17 protein-coding genes are annotated in these 16,675 nt (G+C 33.8%); 4 read left to right on the plus strand and 13 right to left on the minus strand.

The genetic code is table 11. The features are described 5' to 3' along the window. The 12 genes from EV197_RS13295 to EV197_RS13350 form a co-directional block, all read right to left on the minus strand. Complete coding sequence (locus EV197_RS13295; protein ID WP_130287282.1) at window positions 1-333, minus strand: DNA-directed RNA polymerase subunit omega; 333 nt, start codon at window positions 331-333, stop codon at window positions 1-3. Window positions 334-356: 23 nt separating this feature from the next. Next, window positions 357-1,148 carry an outer membrane protein assembly factor BamD gene (locus EV197_RS13300; protein WP_130287283.1) on the minus strand — a complete coding sequence of 264 codons (792 nt, stop codon included), beginning with the start codon at window positions 1,146-1,148 and terminating at the stop codon, window positions 357-359. Window positions 1,149-1,282: 134 nt separating this feature from the next. Further along, complete coding sequence (locus tag EV197_RS13305) at window positions 1,283-2,203, minus strand: ion channel (protein WP_130287284.1); 921 nt, start codon at window positions 2,201-2,203, stop codon at window positions 1,283-1,285. 4 nt (window positions 2,204-2,207) lie between these two features. After that, the gene (dapA, locus tag EV197_RS13310) at window positions 2,208-3,089 is read right to left on the minus strand and encodes a 4-hydroxy-tetrahydrodipicolinate synthase (protein WP_130287285.1); all 882 of its coding nucleotides are present in this window, start codon (window positions 3,087-3,089) and stop codon (window positions 2,208-2,210) included. Window positions 3,090-3,093: 4 nt separating this feature from the next. Then, window positions 3,094-3,618, minus strand: coding sequence for a DUF6913 domain-containing protein (locus tag EV197_RS13315; RefSeq protein ID WP_242610738.1), 525 nt, complete (start codon window positions 3,616-3,618; stop codon window positions 3,094-3,096). 67 nt (window positions 3,619-3,685) lie between these two features. Next, complete coding sequence (locus EV197_RS13320) at window positions 3,686-6,400, minus strand: DEAD/DEAH box helicase (RefSeq protein ID WP_130287286.1); 2,715 nt, start codon at window positions 6,398-6,400, stop codon at window positions 3,686-3,688. A 21-nt stretch (window positions 6,401-6,421) separates the two neighbouring features. Then, on the minus strand, window positions 6,422-7,060 hold the full coding sequence (locus EV197_RS13325; protein ID WP_130287287.1) for a hypothetical protein: 639 nt from the start codon (window positions 7,058-7,060) through the stop codon (window positions 6,422-6,424). 925 nt (window positions 7,061-7,985) lie between these two features. After that, window positions 7,986-8,684, minus strand: a complete 699-nt coding sequence (locus EV197_RS13330; protein WP_130287288.1) for a lysoplasmalogenase family protein — start codon at window positions 8,682-8,684, stop codon at window positions 7,986-7,988. Between the two features lie 28 nt (window positions 8,685-8,712). After that, entirely contained in the window at window positions 8,713-10,710 is a 1,998-nt protein-coding gene (gene ligA / locus EV197_RS13335) for an NAD-dependent DNA ligase LigA (RefSeq protein ID WP_130287289.1), read from the minus strand. Window positions 10,711-10,740: 30 nt separating this feature from the next. Then, on the minus strand, window positions 10,741-11,331 hold the full coding sequence (locus tag EV197_RS13340) for an LOG family protein (RefSeq protein ID WP_130287290.1): 591 nt from the start codon (window positions 11,329-11,331) through the stop codon (window positions 10,741-10,743). 10 nt (window positions 11,332-11,341) lie between these two features. Further along, window positions 11,342-12,187: a peptide chain release factor N(5)-glutamine methyltransferase gene (gene prmC, locus EV197_RS13345; RefSeq protein WP_130287291.1), complete on the minus strand. Its 846-nt coding sequence runs from the start codon at window positions 12,185-12,187 to the stop codon at window positions 11,342-11,344. A 6-nt stretch (window positions 12,188-12,193) separates the two neighbouring features. After that, entirely contained in the window at window positions 12,194-12,679 is a 486-nt protein-coding gene (locus EV197_RS13350; RefSeq protein ID WP_130287292.1) for a GNAT family N-acetyltransferase, read from the minus strand. Between the two features lie 378 nt (window positions 12,680-13,057). Between EV197_RS13350 and ribD the strand changes: the two genes are divergently transcribed. Genes ribD through EV197_RS13370 form a run of 4 tightly spaced genes read left to right on the plus strand, consistent with a single transcriptional unit; the run spans window position 13,058 to window position 16,176 of the window. Next, window positions 13,058-14,083 carry a bifunctional diaminohydroxyphosphoribosylaminopyrimidine deaminase/5-amino-6-(5-phosphoribosylamino)uracil reductase RibD gene (ribD, locus tag EV197_RS13355; RefSeq protein ID WP_242610739.1) on the plus strand — a complete coding sequence of 342 codons (1,026 nt, stop codon included), beginning with the start codon at window positions 13,058-13,060 and terminating at the stop codon, window positions 14,081-14,083. Further along, window positions 14,076-14,684, plus strand: coding sequence for an HAD-IA family hydrolase (locus EV197_RS13360; protein WP_130287294.1), 609 nt, complete (start codon window positions 14,076-14,078; stop codon window positions 14,682-14,684). Before ribD ends, EV197_RS13360 begins: the two co-directional genes overlap by 8 nt. After that, entirely contained in the window at window positions 14,681-15,556 is an 876-nt protein-coding gene (locus EV197_RS13365; RefSeq protein WP_130287295.1) for an EamA family transporter, read from the plus strand. The genes EV197_RS13360 and EV197_RS13365 overlap by 4 nt, the downstream gene beginning before the upstream one ends. Before the next feature lie 8 nt (window positions 15,557-15,564). Continuing rightward, window positions 15,565-16,176: an IMPACT family protein gene (locus EV197_RS13370; protein ID WP_130287296.1), complete on the plus strand. Its 612-nt coding sequence runs from the start codon at window positions 15,565-15,567 to the stop codon at window positions 16,174-16,176. On the opposite strand, the gene EV197_RS13375 is transcribed toward EV197_RS13370, so the two are convergent. After that, entirely contained in the window at window positions 16,173-16,580 is a 408-nt protein-coding gene (locus EV197_RS13375; protein WP_130287297.1) for an acyl-CoA thioesterase, read from the minus strand. The two genes, EV197_RS13370 and EV197_RS13375, sit on opposite strands and share 4 nt — an antisense overlap. Window positions 16,581-16,675: the final 95 nt, after the last annotated feature.

A 16,675-nucleotide genomic window follows, 5' to 3' on the forward strand; every position in this document is an offset into this window, starting at 1 on the left:
TTATAGAGAATCAGAGTCAGTTTTTGTATTTCTGTGGTAAATCTTATCCTCTAACCATTCTTGCACAGCAAGTGCATGTGGCTTCGGTAATCTTTCATAGAATTTAGAAACTTCTATCTGTTCTTTATTTTCAAAAATCTCCTCTAGACTATCATTATAAGTTGCAAATTCGTCTAGTTTTTCGATTAATTCCTTTTTTATGTCAGTATTAATCTGTGTGGCTCTTTTTGAAATAATAGAAATAGCTTCATAAATATTTCCAGTTCTTTCATCTATCTCATTTCTATTGTACGTTACCGTATTTACCGGCGCATCGCTTTTTTTCAAATCCATCGCTTCTTCTCCTTAAATTGTTTCTAATTGTATTGTTCAAGTCTATTATTAATGTCCGCTAAAAGCTCTTTAGCTTGCGCACTTAATTCACCATTATTATAATATCGAATGTAATCTTTATAATAGTCCAGCGCTAAATTAAGTCGCTCTTCTACTAATACTTCATAACTACCAACAGCTAATAGATATTGTGATTCGAACCTGTAATATAGGGCTTTTTCTCTAAATGTGGACCCTGGATAATCTACTAAAAAATTATCGAAAGACTCTATAGCCACCTTATAATCTTCGCGGTGATGATATTGCTTAGCAATTTCAAAAGCCTTCTTCTCTCGTTTTGTTCTTAATTCTGCAACCAGCGCATTGGCTTCTTTAAGATTTTCACTTTCAGGATAGGTATTGATATACTCTTGTAATTTACCAATTGCTTTTTCCGTATCCGTTTGATCCAAGCTAAAGCGAGGAGATAAGTAATAGTAGCTCTTAGCCCCTTTGTAAAAAGCTTCTTCTCTCTTTTCGCTGGTTGGGTAAGACTTGGCAAATCTTTCAAATTGATAGCCAGACAAGTAGTAATCTTCCAAATTATAGTAGGTATCCGCATAATAATACATTACACGTTCTGCTTGAGGTTTACCACGGTATTGAGGTACTATTTGTTCAAATAACCGCAATGCCTTTTTATATTTACCAGCTTTATATAGTTCCTCAGCCATCTTATATTTTGGTGCGACCTCCTCGTCTTTTAAGACTTTTTGATATTCGCTACAAGATCCAAAAATTAAAACGGCACTAAGTACTAAAAATATTCTCTTCATAGTTTAAAAAACATCAGGCAAAAATAGATAATTCTATTGTATTACAAAAACTTTATTCCATACATAAATACGCATAGAATTTGCTGATGTTACAAGTATTTTTGGGAAGTTTCAAATTTCACAAACAAACAGCACTAATTTATCTGCTCTATATCATCCAGGCGATCGTGATCTAATACTGTGTAACCTTCTTCATCATAAAAGAAAGCTGGTTTAAATTGATGCGCTGTTTTAATATCTTTTAAAATAAATGAGTGTGCTTGATGCACCTCCTGAGCAAAAGACTCATCATAATAACTTGCCAAAATCAATATCTCGCCGTGAACCTTCTTAATATCCTTTAGTGAGTAGGCCGCTAGTGGGCTTAAATCATCAATAGCGTGCACTACAGTCCAGGTAGTTGGCAGGTAGGTAATAGCACTTCTTTCTAATTTTAATTTATAAAAGTTATTGCTGTAGCCACCTTGTTGATCAGGTAATGAGAGCGCCAGGGTCGCCTCAATCTTGGGTTTGATCATCACATTTCCGTTTTTACTCATCAAACGAAACATTAGGCTATTTTTTCCGTTGTGCTCTTTGGAAATCAAATAGGTACTAAATTTAATATTAGCTCTAGGCTTTGAGAAACGCCCATACAACAGCCCCGTAATAAATGAAAAGCTTAATAGTCCTATTAAAGCTTCAATAGATGAGATAATACCAAACAAAATTCCTTTTGGTGCCATTGCTCCATAACCCACAGTAGTAATAGTCTGTGCTGAAAAGAAAAATGCATTTAAAAAGTCCTCGAAAACATTGCCTGAAGGATTAGTAATTTCTGCTATTCCAAACAAAATATAAATTATAGCGAAAAAGGAATTAACAATGATATAGCCTAATAAAACCCACAAAAAAAACTTTGTCCAACTGATATGAATAAGATAATCATAACTGTTAGCAAAAGATTCTTTTCTATTAATGTGTTTGACATTAAAGGACCCATTTGGATTGATAAAGCGTTTTGCTTTCTTGTTGGATGATTTCCCTATACCTGGATCTTTAACCTCCACTGCCATGCAATTAAATGGATAAAGTAGTCATAAAATTCTGTATAGTCTTGGATAGCTTATCAGATGCAGCTACTAAGGGTAACCTTACATGATCGTCACATACCCCTTGTTGTTTTAAGATACTCTTAATACCAGCAGGATTTCCTTCTGCAAAGGCGTAGTCAATCAATGGCATGATTTTATAAAGCTCCGAGAAGGCTTGATCTGTTTTACCAGCTAACCCAAGACGGATCGTATTAGAGAATTCTTTGGGTATACCTTGCCCTACAACACTAATTACACCGGCTCCACCAGCAGCAACGGCAGGTAAGGCAAGCGTATCATCTCCAGAAATAACTAAAAAGTCTTTTGGTTTATCCTTTATAATTTTTAATACTTGTGTAAAATCACCAACCGCCTCTTTTATCCCAATAATATTATCAAGGTTTGCCAATTTTAAGGTAGTTTCTGCTGTCATATTCACTCCAGTACGCGATGGAACATTGTATAACAATATAGGTAATGAAGTAGCAGCATTTATCTCTTTGTAGTGAGCTAAAATCCCCTCTTGAGTAGGACGGTTATACATTGGAACTACGGACAATATAGCAGAGAACGAAGACAAGTCCGTATTTTGCATTTCTTCAATCACAGCTGCAGTATTATTACCACCAATACCTAAAACCAAAGGTAATCTATCATTATTAACCTTAATTACGTGTGCGATCAATTGTATTTTTTCTTCTTTAGATAGCGTTGCAGATTCAGCAGTAGTACCAAGTACTACCAAATACTCCACACCTCCATTTATACAATGTTCGATTAAATTAGTAAGACCATTAAAATCTATTGAATTGTCAGCTGAAAATGGAGTGGCTAAGGCAACTCCGGTACCTTTAAGAAAATTACTCATGGTATTAAATAATCTGTAAAATTTTTAAATATTTTTTTAATTCTGAAATAAACAAACCTTGTTGTTCGCTAGACCCACCAATGATTAAATCATTTATTCTATGATCAACTTCAGCAAAACCAACTTTAAGCTTTGCCTTGGATAGGGTTGCGACATAGTTTAATTCCAATTTATTTTCTGAATAGAAATTGATAAGAATATCAAAGTCTTTATCTATGAAATGTTGTAATGAATCTCTCTTAACAGATCCATTAAGGGAAAAAGACTTGTTATTGTAATAAGAAGCTTCTGGTTTATCTTCTAATTCTTTTTTCTCTTCAACAAATCCCATCACTTTCACCCGATCTGGATTTACACCAAGCTCACCAGCCAATTTAAGAATAGATATAATATCAATAGTCTCCGATGCATCTATTAATACTGCAATATCCGTTAACTTTGATACCGCTCCAGGATTAGAAACCCTTTTCTGTAAATGAGCTTCTATCCTTTTTTTGATGGCGCTTCGTTTAAGACTTTTAAAAATCATTAAAGAGTTAGAGATTTGGAAACAAATGTAACTATTTTGTGTTTTATATTCAGCGGTTTTAAGAATATCATAATAATTGTATTTTTTCAGCTATTCTATTTTTGATATTCTCGTCAAAATACCACGTTAAATAACTTAGTGGAATAATAGAAATACCAACCCTGTAAAGGACTCTGTACCTTTCTAATGAAAAAGAAGACTCATAATCCCCTGGATAACCAATGAGATCAATTCCCAAGTACCGATCTTTCTTGTCAATTAAAATATCTATAGTCAGTCCAGAAAGCTTATACCCTACACGACATTGTATGTCATTTTGACCTAACCCATTAATAAATGCACAGACTTCTTCAGTGAATTTATCGAAATAAGTGTTTTGAGCAGCTACCTTCTTGTTTAAAGCTTTTTCTAAATACAATCGTAATAATGAATCTGTCTTTAACTTTTTAGGATCACAAGAATAGAAAACCCGTTGCTCAATTCGTGCTCGTGTTATCATCACATTAAAAACATCATCCTTATTCATATGATTAAAGGCACTATGATGTGTCTGATCATCCACTACAAAGGAAAGAAATACGATATCCTTTTCATCTCCTTGAAAAGAATATGGAGTCCCAATTCTTATATTATGTTTTTTGATATCCGAAAGATCAACTTTGGATTTTAATAATTTACCGATATGGGTTACTTGATCCTTAAATGGCGATATGATTCCTAAACTTGAGCATTCTTTTCTCCTAATCTCTCGTTCATTATAAATAACCTCTAATACCTGCGCTACTATAGTTTCTGCCTCCACTTCATTGGCTCCCTTTTTATTTCTTTTGCCTGCTAACTGAGTAAGAAAAACTGAAGACTGATCTCTATATTTAGGCAAGTCATTCATAATAAGTAAATCATTATCATAAAACTCCTGATTGCTAAATTTTATGATTTCAGGCAGCGACCTGTAGTGTTCATTCAAAACACTGATCTGATTAGAATTATCAACGCTTTCTAAAACAAAATCCAGTACACTTTTCTTTCTGTAGTTGTATTTTTCTTCATATTGAATTCCATTATCCAGCGCCAAAGCTTTCATTTTATCCTTGGACAAAAAGCTTAGGTGTCTTAATTGTTTGGTATCTCCAGTAATCACAACTTTTTTTGCTCTTTGCAAGAGCGGTAAAATACTGGCAATGTCACATTGAGTCGCCTCATCGATGATCAATAAATCAAACAATTCCTTTTTAAGCGGGATTACCTCAGAAACGGATTCTATCTTTGTAAGCCATAAAGGAAGGGTTTCCGTAACAGCCGAAAAATTTACAGCAGATAATTGTTCTGCTTTTTTGGACAGATTATCATTTTTCAAGGTATTTATTAATCCTTGTAATTCTTTAAAATGCTTTTCTCTACTCTTTTTAATGTTTAAGAGCACTTGTCCCATAAGTCTCTTATTGCACTCATCAATCTCCTCTTGAATTCTGAATTTATATTCTTCAATTAATTTCCATTCTTTCTTTTCCCAAGACCTGAAAAGTTTAACAAACCCTAGCTTGAGCGACTTTAAAACACCCGTATCATAAAGCAAAGTTCTGGTAAGCTTTGAACTTTCGGTATCAATCGTTGCAAAATCCGCTTCAATAGCTTGAACTCGTTTTTGGATTTTGTTCAAATACTCCCAACTGCCATACATTTCTTTTTGAAATGGAAGGTTATCAAATCTATATAAGATGCGCTCTAGTATAGCGATAAGGGAAATTAAGTAACGTGGCCCACCGGCTTTAACACTATAGCGACCTACAGGAAATGAAGCAATCTTATCACTGATAACTTGTAAAGCTTCATCTGTTCTTGTAGCGATTAAAACACTTTTTCCTTGACTTAGATGATCTATTGCTATAGCTGATACCGTATATGATTTTCCGGTTCCGGGAGGACCAATAATTACAGATTCTGCATATTGATTAGCCGCGACCACACTCTTTTCTTGTGCAGCATTGAGTATGAAAGGAGCAAGTTTAGGTACATAGTTTTTTATTTCTTTTTTTTCTACCTGACCTAAATACGCACATAATGCCTCAGAGAATTCATCAACTTTCTTGAGTCGATTTAACTCTACAACAACATTTTGAATATTATTTGCTTTACTTGAAACTATTAATCCACTAACTGGATATAACACAAAGCTATCAATTTGTTTATGTTGTTTGAAATAGTTTTTAAACTTAGCTGGGTCACACAACTTAGGAAAAAACAACATTTCATCAGCAATAGTAACCTGATGCATATGCTTTTCTACCAACGTACTTAACCCAGCGACAAACGAATAATCAATATTGGTAACGTTTAGTTTCTTTTCAAGCTCTTGATAAAAAAGTTCAAATGAAGTTTTATATTCCAGTCCTCTCAGAAAACCTTGGTTAATCCGTTGTTCTGATCGGTTAATACGGATATAATATTCTTGATCCAGTTCTACGATCTCAGCTGGATAAAATAGTAAGGGTGCACATATTTTAGTTGCCCTAGTTGTAAATAGTTTTCGTTTTCCAACAAAAAATAAAGAGCAATAGAAAAGCTCCTTATCCTTCTCATAAAGATTTAAATTAGTAAGTATATCATTACCTTCCTTATCAGTTATATATTGTTCATTATAAGCTCCAGTAATTAAGTCTTCTTGCAAGGGTTGCAAGTACTGGTTTTCAAATTTAGTAGAGAAAAAATTTTCTATTTTAAACTCTCTATTATCTGATTCATAGCAATCCGAAAGGTAATGAAGAAGTCGTTTTAATTTCAAATTTATAACACTTATGATTAATCAAATAAATTGATTTGTTGTTTTAGAAGGCAATTTAGCGGTGGCAGAGACTAAAAACAAAGTAAACAAAAAGAACCCTACAAGTTCAAATAGGTTGATTAATAACGTAAATACTTTAGTATAGTATACAAAATAATTAACAGGTATTAATGCATTAACGACCAGGCAACAGCTCGCTGCTATAAACAATTTAAAAGTGCCTGTATAACGATCTCCCACAAAAATAAAAAAACAACAAATTGTAAAAGCGACCATAGAAACAACAAAAATAGATAAACTCCATAATGATCCTAACACATAAGGTAACACCAGATCAGTTATCGCATAGATTAGATACCCCAATAAAATTATCCCTATTAAGATCGGAAAACTATAAAATTTAGAAATTTTCACATCTTCTTTTTTAATATAATTTGAGATGGCAAACGTACTTAATATGAAATAAGCAGATCCAAGTAAAGTAATTATGGTAAAATAAGTATCAAAACCTGTCAAAATCAAAGCGTCATTAGCAACCATTATTAACATACTAACTATATAATAATAGTTAAGTTTTCTGTTTTTTACTTTGACAAAGTAAACACCTAATATGAGAAGCAAAGCAATTAGTTTAGGATAAATAATAAGCTTTCGATCCATAAACAGAATTGTTATAGCCAAAATCGTAATTGCTAGGTAAAGTAAAGTAGATACTAATCGATCTATGCTCATAAAGTTATTATAATTCTAATACAGAAAAAAGTCACTATTTGGCTTCAACTTATGCTGGTCAATATAAAACTTAATCAAGAAAAATTGACCAACAATTTGTAATGAATTAATAATAAACGGAAAAATTCTAAGATAAATATACATTTCATTAAGTGCCATCGTAATATTAACTATTAAGAAACACGATGCTGCTACCATTAATGAAGAACTTACCACTGTTTTACTATTTAAATAAATATAAAAACAGGCTCCTAGAAAAATTGTAAAACAAAACAGCAATAGGTATAAGAAAATCCTGGAAAGCTGCGAATCTAATGGAAGGATAAGGCTAGTAACTGCATAGAGCACATAAATAATTAAGATCATGGTGATTACCAATTGCCCGGTAAACACTTTCTTTAACTGTATTTTTATCTTCAATAAACTCTTTCGAAGTAAAACTAAATTTATAAGATAATTAATGGAAAGTAATAGTGTAGAAAATTTAAAAAATTTTTCGAAATTGGTTGCTGATAACACTTCAGCAACTCCCATTATTAATAAAACAAGAGGAACAAGATAATTTATGCTTTCTTTTCTGATGAGGTAAAAAAAGCAAAGAGCGACAAGCACAACTGGTTTTACAAAAATCACTAGAAACTGGTCTACAACAGCCAATATAATTGTCAGAAAACTGAACAAGTAAAATATATAAAGAACTATTTTTTCTCTATTCATTAGAACATTAGAATTTTACAACTAATTTAAAATGTTGGCATGCTGTTTTCCCTTTAGTAGTACGCCTTGATCTTTTGCAGTAAGCTAAGCGTTCGCATAGCTTAAAACTAAGATAATAATTAAACCGTAATGGTTCTTATTTTAATTTAAATTCTTGATACACGCTACTGCTACGATTCAGTGCTAATCTAAATCTAACCAAACAATAAACCGCCAATAATTGAAATATGGCATTCATTAACTCCCAATATATCCGTGGATGATGAAATTTATGTAAGGCTGTAGCGATATCGCATAATACAAAGGCCAAAATGGAAAAGAAAAACCATCGTGAAAAGGTATTGCTAGTTATTAAATATTGTAAAACAGCAACAGCAAAAAGAATGTAAACGTTTAAACAATAAATAATTGAAAAGTTTTTTAGATCACCAATATTCCCCTCAATCGCATAATATACCTCTAAAATTATATATGTCCATACTGCTAAAAAAACAAAAAACAACACCATTTTTGTTTTACTCAGCCTTAGGTTTTTTATAAATACAAATACATAGAAATACAGTAAGATATAAGCTATGGTATAACTCAGCAGAACGTAAACAAAACTTTTTTCGATCTCCAAGAGCACAAAAACATCACCTGTAAAACACATAAAAAGTATGATTACAAATAGTGTATCTATTTTTTGTGTATTAAACCAATAGAGCATAAAAAACATGGGTACCATTGTTGGCTTTATGTACAATTCGATTTCTTTCCAATCAAAAATTGCACTAGCCACACACAATAAGCCTCCTAACAATAATAAAACGTGTATTAATGTTCTTACCTGCAAGTAGTTATTGATTAATCCTTATTAAATTTCAATATTCAATCATTGATATAAATTCCGTTTCGCTAATGATTGGGATATTCAACTTGGAAGCCTTCTCTAACTTACTCGGCCCCATATTTTCTCCCGCAACTAAAAAAGAGGTTTTTGAAGAGATTGAGCTAGATACCTTTCCCCCGTTATCCTCTATACATTTTTTCAATTCATTACGCGAAATAGTTTCAAAAACGCCGGATACCACAAATGTCTTTCCCTGCAACAAATCTGTTTGATTTGCAAGTTTCTCTGCTGAGATTTCAAGTTGGACTCCAACCCCTCTTAAACTATCAATGATTTTAATGTTCTCCTCTAAAGTAAAAAATTCTTTAACACTTTGCGCTATCTTAAGCCCAATTTCATCCACATTAATCAGTTCTTCTTCGGTAGCCTGCATTATAGCATCAATAGACTTATAATGTTTAGCTAACTTTTTGGCTACGGTTTCACCTACATATCGTATTCCTAGCGCAAAGAGCACACGCTCAAATGGAATCTCTTTAGATTTTTCAATTCCACTTATTAAATTATCCGCACTCTTTTCCGCCATTCGCTCTAAAGGCATTACCTGTTCTTTGGTTAATCGATATAGATCTGCATAATTTCCAATAAGTCCTTCATTAACCAATAATGCAACAGTTTCTCCTCCAAGGCCTTCAATATCCATAGCTTTTCGAGAGATGAAATGCTGAATTCTTCCTATAACCTGCGGGGGACACCCTTCATAATTAGGACAATAATGTTGTGCTTCTCCGGGTTTTCTGGTCAAAGTTGTGTTACATTCTGGACAAGCACTGATATATATTGTTGGATTAGAATCAGTAGGTCGTTTGGTGAAATCAACCCCAACAATTTTAGGGATTATTTCTCCACCTTTTTCAACAAAAACGGTATCTCCTACCCTCACATCAAGTTTAGCAATCTGATCCGCATTATGCAAAGAAGCTCGTTTTACTGTAGTACCCGCTAATTGAACAGGTTCTAAATTAGCTACAGGAGTTATAGCTCCGGTTCTCCCTACTTGATAGCTAATTTCATTCAACAGGGTTGCTTCTTGTTCTGCTTTAAACTTATAGGCCATAGCCCAGCGAGGCGCCTTAGCTGTATAGCCTAACTCTTCTTGCTGGTATAAATTATTTACCTTGATAACTACACCATCGGTTTCATAGGGCAACTCTGTTCTATGAATATCCCAATACGCAATGAACTCTAAAACCTCATCTATGGTTTTTACCAATTTGGACTCATTAGGAACTTTAAATCCCCATTGCCTTGCTTTTTCTAACTCTTCAAACTGTGTACTGATTCCTAAGTTTTCTCCTTCCACATTGTAAAGCAAACAATCTAATGGTCGCTTAGCCACCTCAGCACTATCTTGGAGTTTAAGACTCCCCGATGCGGTATTCCTTGGATTAGCATAGGGCTCTTCGCCCTGTGCGATTCGTTCCTGATTTAATTGTGCAAACCCTTCATACGGCAAAATAATTTCTCCTCGAATTTCAAAATTTGGAGGATAATCCCCTTTCAATTTCAGCGGAATCGACTTTATTGTTTTGATATTGGTGGTTACGTCATCTCCTTGGACTCCATCTCCTCTAGTTACCGCTTTTTGCAATTGCCCCTCTTCGTAAGTCAAATTAATAGAGGCCCCATCATATTTTAGCTCACAGGTATAATTTACTTCTCCATCTACTAATTTTTTAATCCTTTTTTCCCAATCCAGCAAATCTTCCTTAGAATACGAATTATCCAAGGAGTACATGCGGTATTTATGCACTACTGTTTCAAAATTTTTGGTGACTTCGCCGCCTACTCGCAAGGTTGGCGAATTAGGATCATAAAACTCTGGGTGTGCTTCTTCGAGTTGTTGTAATTCTTTAAGCTTACTATCAAACTCATAATCACTTATGGTAGGAGCGTCAAGGACGTAGTAATTATAATTGTGCTGCTGAAGCTCTTCTCTAAGTTTATTGATTTTGTTTTCAATTTCCATAAACGCAAATGTGTTATTTCCAAAGACGAATTAAGTCCTATTTTTCTTTAGCCATTTTGGAACCGGAGTCGGTTCGTAATCTTTCATACGTTGTATTAATATCTCTACATCATTCTCGACAAGTAAAAGCTGTAAGTTTTCTTCTTTTAAAAATCCTTTTTCAACCATTTTTTGGAGCATTTCAATCAAGTCGTCGTAAAAGCCATTACTATTCAACAATCCAATGGGTTTTTGGTGCAGCCCTAGTTGTGCCCAAGTGATGATCTCAAACAACTCTTCCAACGTTCCAAAGCCTCCTGGCAAGGTAATAAATCCATCACTAAGTTCTTGCATTTTTAGTTTGCGTTGATGCATATTAGTAGTAGTGATAAGTTCTGTAAGCCCAAGATGAACTACTTCTTTTACTTTTAAAAATTCAGGTATAATCCCTATAACTTTACCACCGTGGTCAAGTGCCTGTTGTGCAACCTGACCCATAACACCTATTTTAGCAGCACCATACACCAGAGTGATTTCTTGGTTAGCTAATGTGGCACCTAATTGTATTGCATCTGCCGTGATCTGTGGATCATTACCTTCACTACTCCCACAAAAAACACAAATCCGTTTCAAAACTTTCATCTTTAATAAATTAAAAGGTTGCTTTAATAAACCGATGATTACCGAACATATCTTTTCTTAAAACCACATTCGAAAACCCTTTCTCAAGAATCATTTGTCTTGTCACTTCACCTAAGTATTGATTAATTTCAAAATATAGTGCCCCCGACGGTTTAAGTGATGATTTTGCCAAGTTGGTTATCTTTTCATAAAAAATCAACGGTGTATCGTCATCTACAAAGAGCGCTTGATGCGGTTCATAATTGAGTACATTAGCTTTAATTTCACTTTTCTCTAAATTTCGAACATAGGGTGGATTAGATACTATAATATCAAATTGATCTTGCAATGTATCTAACGCTAAAATATCCTCGTTTAAAAATGTAATATTGGCCCTGTTAGCCTTAGCATTTTGTTCCGCTAACGCCAAAGATTCTTTAGAAATATCAATTGCATACACCTCAGATAAGATTAATTGTAATTGCAGCGCTATGGCAATACAACCACTTCCTGTACCAATATCTAAAATTTTTATTTTTTTATCATTTTCACTATCGTTGACAATCCATTCTACCAGCTCTTCGGTTTCAGGCCTTGGAATTAATACGGACTCATTTACTGCTAGTGAATACCCATAGAAATTAGTGTGACCTATAATATATTGTATCGGTACAAAATCTAGTAGTGCTTCAGTTGCCTTTTTAAAACTGCTAATAGCTTCGGCTTCAATTGTATCCTCTAGTCGAATTGCTACGTTAGCTCTTGATAACCCTAGGTAAAAATCACTTAACCAGTAGAAAAAAGCGAGTGTTTCTTCCTTTCCATATATTGGTTGAAGACTATCAATAAATTGGGATCTTAATTCTTTTAGTTTCAAGTATCTCTATAATTCTTTAATCATCCATTCTTGGCAGCTGTAATGCCCTGTATTACCTATAGGTGCAGGAAGTGATGAAAATCCTAATTTTCTATATAATTTTCTGGCTGCCTCCATGTAAGGCATGGTCTCTAAATAACATTTTTGATAGTTTTGCTCAGCTGCAAAGGCGATGCATTTTTCAATAACAGATTTCCCTAAACCCTTACCCCGTATTTCACTTAAGAAATACATTTTTTGTAACTCGCATATGGTCTCTTCCTCTCCGATCAATGGAGCAATACCTCCTCCACCATAGATTTCTTCACCTTTAGCAACTACATAATAAATACAACGGTTTTTATCATAGGTTTCATACATACAATCCAAAGATACATCTTCGTAAGCTGTACCTACTTTGGGGACGCCCATTTCGATGAGTACATTTCGGATCACAGCAGCTATTTTTTCATCATCTTCAGGTTGAATAGGCCTAACTTTGAACTCTGACATTATATTATTTTTTTAGCTATTCTTTTCATTTTACCGTGAACTATAATAAGAACCCAAACCTTATTATTAGTTCATCAGAAATAGTATTTTTGAGCATTAAATTGTGACTATTGATCTTTAAACCTAAGGTATTAAAGACTGGTCCAAGTTACAGTAATAGTTAAAAGCAAACAATTAGTAAATTAAAATAATATCAACAGTAGTTTGATTTTGAATTAAGGCTAACTCTTGGTGTTATTTTTTGCTAAAATCGTTTTAAATGAGGCTTTAGCCTTTGGTAGAAAAGGATTAAAAAAGTACTAAAACAATAGTTTTTAACAGTAAATAAAAGCTACGATAATATCATATAATTTTATTTTGAATACGCACAACTACTACATGAAACGCTGCATTGAACTTGCCCGTTTGGGTTTAGGATCTACCTACCCCAATCCAATGGTTGGTAGTGTAATTGTATACGATAATAAAATCATTGGAGAAGGTTGGCACGATAAGTCAGGCAATCCACATGCAGAAGTTAATGCTATCAATGCAGTAGACGACAAAAAGTTACTTAAAAAAGCTACTATATATGTAAGTTTAGAACCCTGTAGCCATTATGGAAAAACACCTCCATGCAGTGATTTAATTATTGAGAAAGGGATTAAGAAAGTAGTTATCGGCACCGTTGATCCTAATAAACAAGTAGCTGGCAAGGGAATTCAAAAATTATTGAACGCTGGCTGTAAAGTGGTTGTGGGCGTGGAAGAAGATGCATGTTTAGAAATTAACAAACGCTTTTTTACCTACCATCAGAAAAAAAGACCTTTTATAATTCTCAAGTGGGCGGAATCCATCGATGGTTTTATTGCTCCCAATCAAAAAGACGAAAGAGCCCCGGTTTGGATTTCAAATTTATATTCACGTCAATTGACACATAAATGGAGAACCGAAGAGCAAGCAATTCTGGTCGGTGGCAATACAGTTTTAGCAGACAATCCTTCTTTAACAAGCAGAACTTGGCAAGGCAACAATCCGCTAAGAGTGGTTATCGGCTCTAAAGCTAAGCTCCCAGAAGGAAGCGCTGTACTAAATACAGAGGCTACTACTCTTATTTTTTCGACTGACGACGCTATAAATATAGACCAACTAGCTAACCACGAAATTATATCGCTTAACCCAAATGAAAACACCATTAAACAAGTGTTAAGCCATTTGTACGACAAGCATATACAATCTCTTATTATTGAAGGAGGACTGCATACGCTATCACAATTTATCAATCAAAATTTATGGGACGAAGCTCGCATATTTATCGGAAGCAAAATGCTTTTATCTGGAGTAAAAGCACCCAATATAAAAGGAAAAGTGAAACAAGAAAAACCTGTGCTTAACGACACCTTAAAAATACTCTTCAATGATTAAATCAATTATTTTTGACTTTGGTGATGTTTTTATAAATCTTGATAAAAAAGCTACTGCTAATTTATTAAACACGGAATTATTAAAAAATCGAGATGTTGATATTGAAGAGATTAACAAGACATACGAAGTTGGAAAACTAACCACTGAGGCGTTTCTCAATTTTTATAGCGATATTTTTACCGAAACCACCAGAGCAGATCTTAAAAATGCCTGGAACGCTATACTCCAAGATTTCCCCACTTATCGATTGGAATTCATAAAAAAATTAAAAACAGAATACGACTTTAAGCTCATATTACTCAGCAACACCAATGCGCTGCATATTGAATGGATTAAAAACAAAGTACCCTTCTATGAAGAATTCAAAAGCTGTTTTGATGCCTTCTACCTTTCGCATGAAATACATCTAAGAAAGCCTGATACCGAAATCTTTGATTTTGTTCTACAAGAAAATAGTCTAGAACCTCAGGAAACCTTATTCATTGACGATACTAAAGCCAATACGGATACAGCAAAAGCTCTTGGCATACACGTATGGAATAATAACCCAGAGAAAGAAGATGTTATTGATCTTTTTCGACATAAAAAAGAATTATTTTGATCTACCTATTACTTAGTATTTTATCATCAACTATCATATTTATTATCTTCAAGCTTTTTTCGAGATTTGAAGTCAATAGATTCCAGGCGATAATAGTCAATTATTTTACAGCTACTACCTGTGGCTTTCTATCTTATCATGGAAATACAGCTATCGCTGCAATACCTAATCAAGCCTGGTTTGTAGGCGCTTTAGCATTAGGAATTGTCTTTATTACCATCTTTAACCTAATGGCTATCACTACCCAAAAAGGTGGATTATCCGTCGCTGCTGTAGCTACTAAAATGAGTGTGGCCATACCCGTTATTTTTGGAATCATACTGTACAATGAAAGTACTGAAGTGTTTAAGATCATTGGAATTCTAATCGCAATCCTAGCCGTATATCTAACTGCGATGAAAAAAACTACTGGCATGGCTATTAGCCCTAAGAATTTGGTCTATCCAGCCTTAGTTTTTTTAGGAAGTGGTTTAATAGATACCACCCTAAAATACATTGAAAATAATCTGGTAAGTCAAGCAGATATTCCGCTTTTTTCAGCTACAATTTTCTTTTTTGCTGCTCTTACCGGAGTTTTACTAATAATCGTAAAGGTATTTTCTCAAAAAATAGCAATCAACTACAGAAACATCATTGCCGGTATAGCGCTTGGAATACCAAACTATTACTCCATCTATTTTTTAATTAAAGCCTTGCGCCACACTAATTTTGACAGCTCTTCAATATTTCCAATTAACAATGTTGGAATTTTAATAGTATCAACCTTAGTAGGACTAATTTTCTTCAAAGAGAAGCTTACACAAAAAAACTGGATTGGACTTGGATTAGCTATAATTAGTATTATATTAATCAGCTTTACAACTCAAAATTAATTTGTTTTTTGGAGATAGACGATACATATAAAACAATTACCAAACCTGGAAAAGAAGCACTTTTCAAAGACAAAAACAGTAAGTTTTATGGCTATGCTTTTCCAATTTCCAACGAGGAGGAAGCCAAACAACATATTGAAGCCTTAAAAAAACAACACCATTCCGCCAGGCATTGGTGCTATGCGTGGCGAATCGGCGAATCCGATCCTATTTATAGAGCAAACGATGATGGCGAGCCCTCTAATTCTGCAGGGCAACCAATCTATGGCCAATTGTTATCCAAGGAAGTCACCAACATCCTGGTTGTTGTGGTTCGCTACTTTGGCGGTGTAAAATTAGGGGTCGGTGGATTGATCAACGCCTATAAAACCGCAGCACAGTGGGCTTTGGAATCTTCAAAAATCGTTAAAAAAACTATTGATGTTACGTTTTTACTATCTTTTGAATACAAAGACATGAACAATGTTATGCGTATTATCAAAGAGCATCAATTAGACATTAAAGACCAAGATTTACATCTTACTTGTAAAATATTGTTAAGTGTAAGAAAAAGTGAGGCACACAAAATAAAAGACTTTTTTTCTTCGTTATATGAAGTGAAGGTTGCAATAATAGATTAAGTATTATTTGCAATTTTTTCTAAAAGATATTTAGGGCAAACAATTGGTTTTCTAGTTTTACTATTTACAAACACTAAAGTAGTTGAAGCTTCTGTTAATAACTCTTGTTGCTGATTATAAATTTCATAGTCAAAAACGATTTTAACCGTAGGAATATTCCTAAGGGAAGTTTTAACAGTCAATTCATCGTCAAAGAATGCAGATTTCTTAAATTTAAGGTCTAAAGTAAATATAGGAAGCATTATACCGCTTTCTTCCATTGACTTATAAGAGATGCCTAATTTAGACAGCCAATCAATTCTGGCTAACTCCAGATATTGCGCGTAATTACCGTGATGGACGATCCCCATTTGATCGGTTTCTGAGTATCTGACTTTTAATGAAGTAAGTGAAGTTATAGGCATTTTAACAGTTAAAAAATTAAAGTAATGAAGCTTGGTTTAAATTTAAATGATAATGCGAAAAAAATAATTAAAATTCAACCCTTGTTTCGTTTTTT

Source organism: Aquimarina brevivitae, from assembly GCF_004216895.1.
GTDB classification, from domain to species: domain Bacteria; phylum Bacteroidota; class Bacteroidia; order Flavobacteriales; family Flavobacteriaceae; genus Aquimarina; species Aquimarina brevivitae.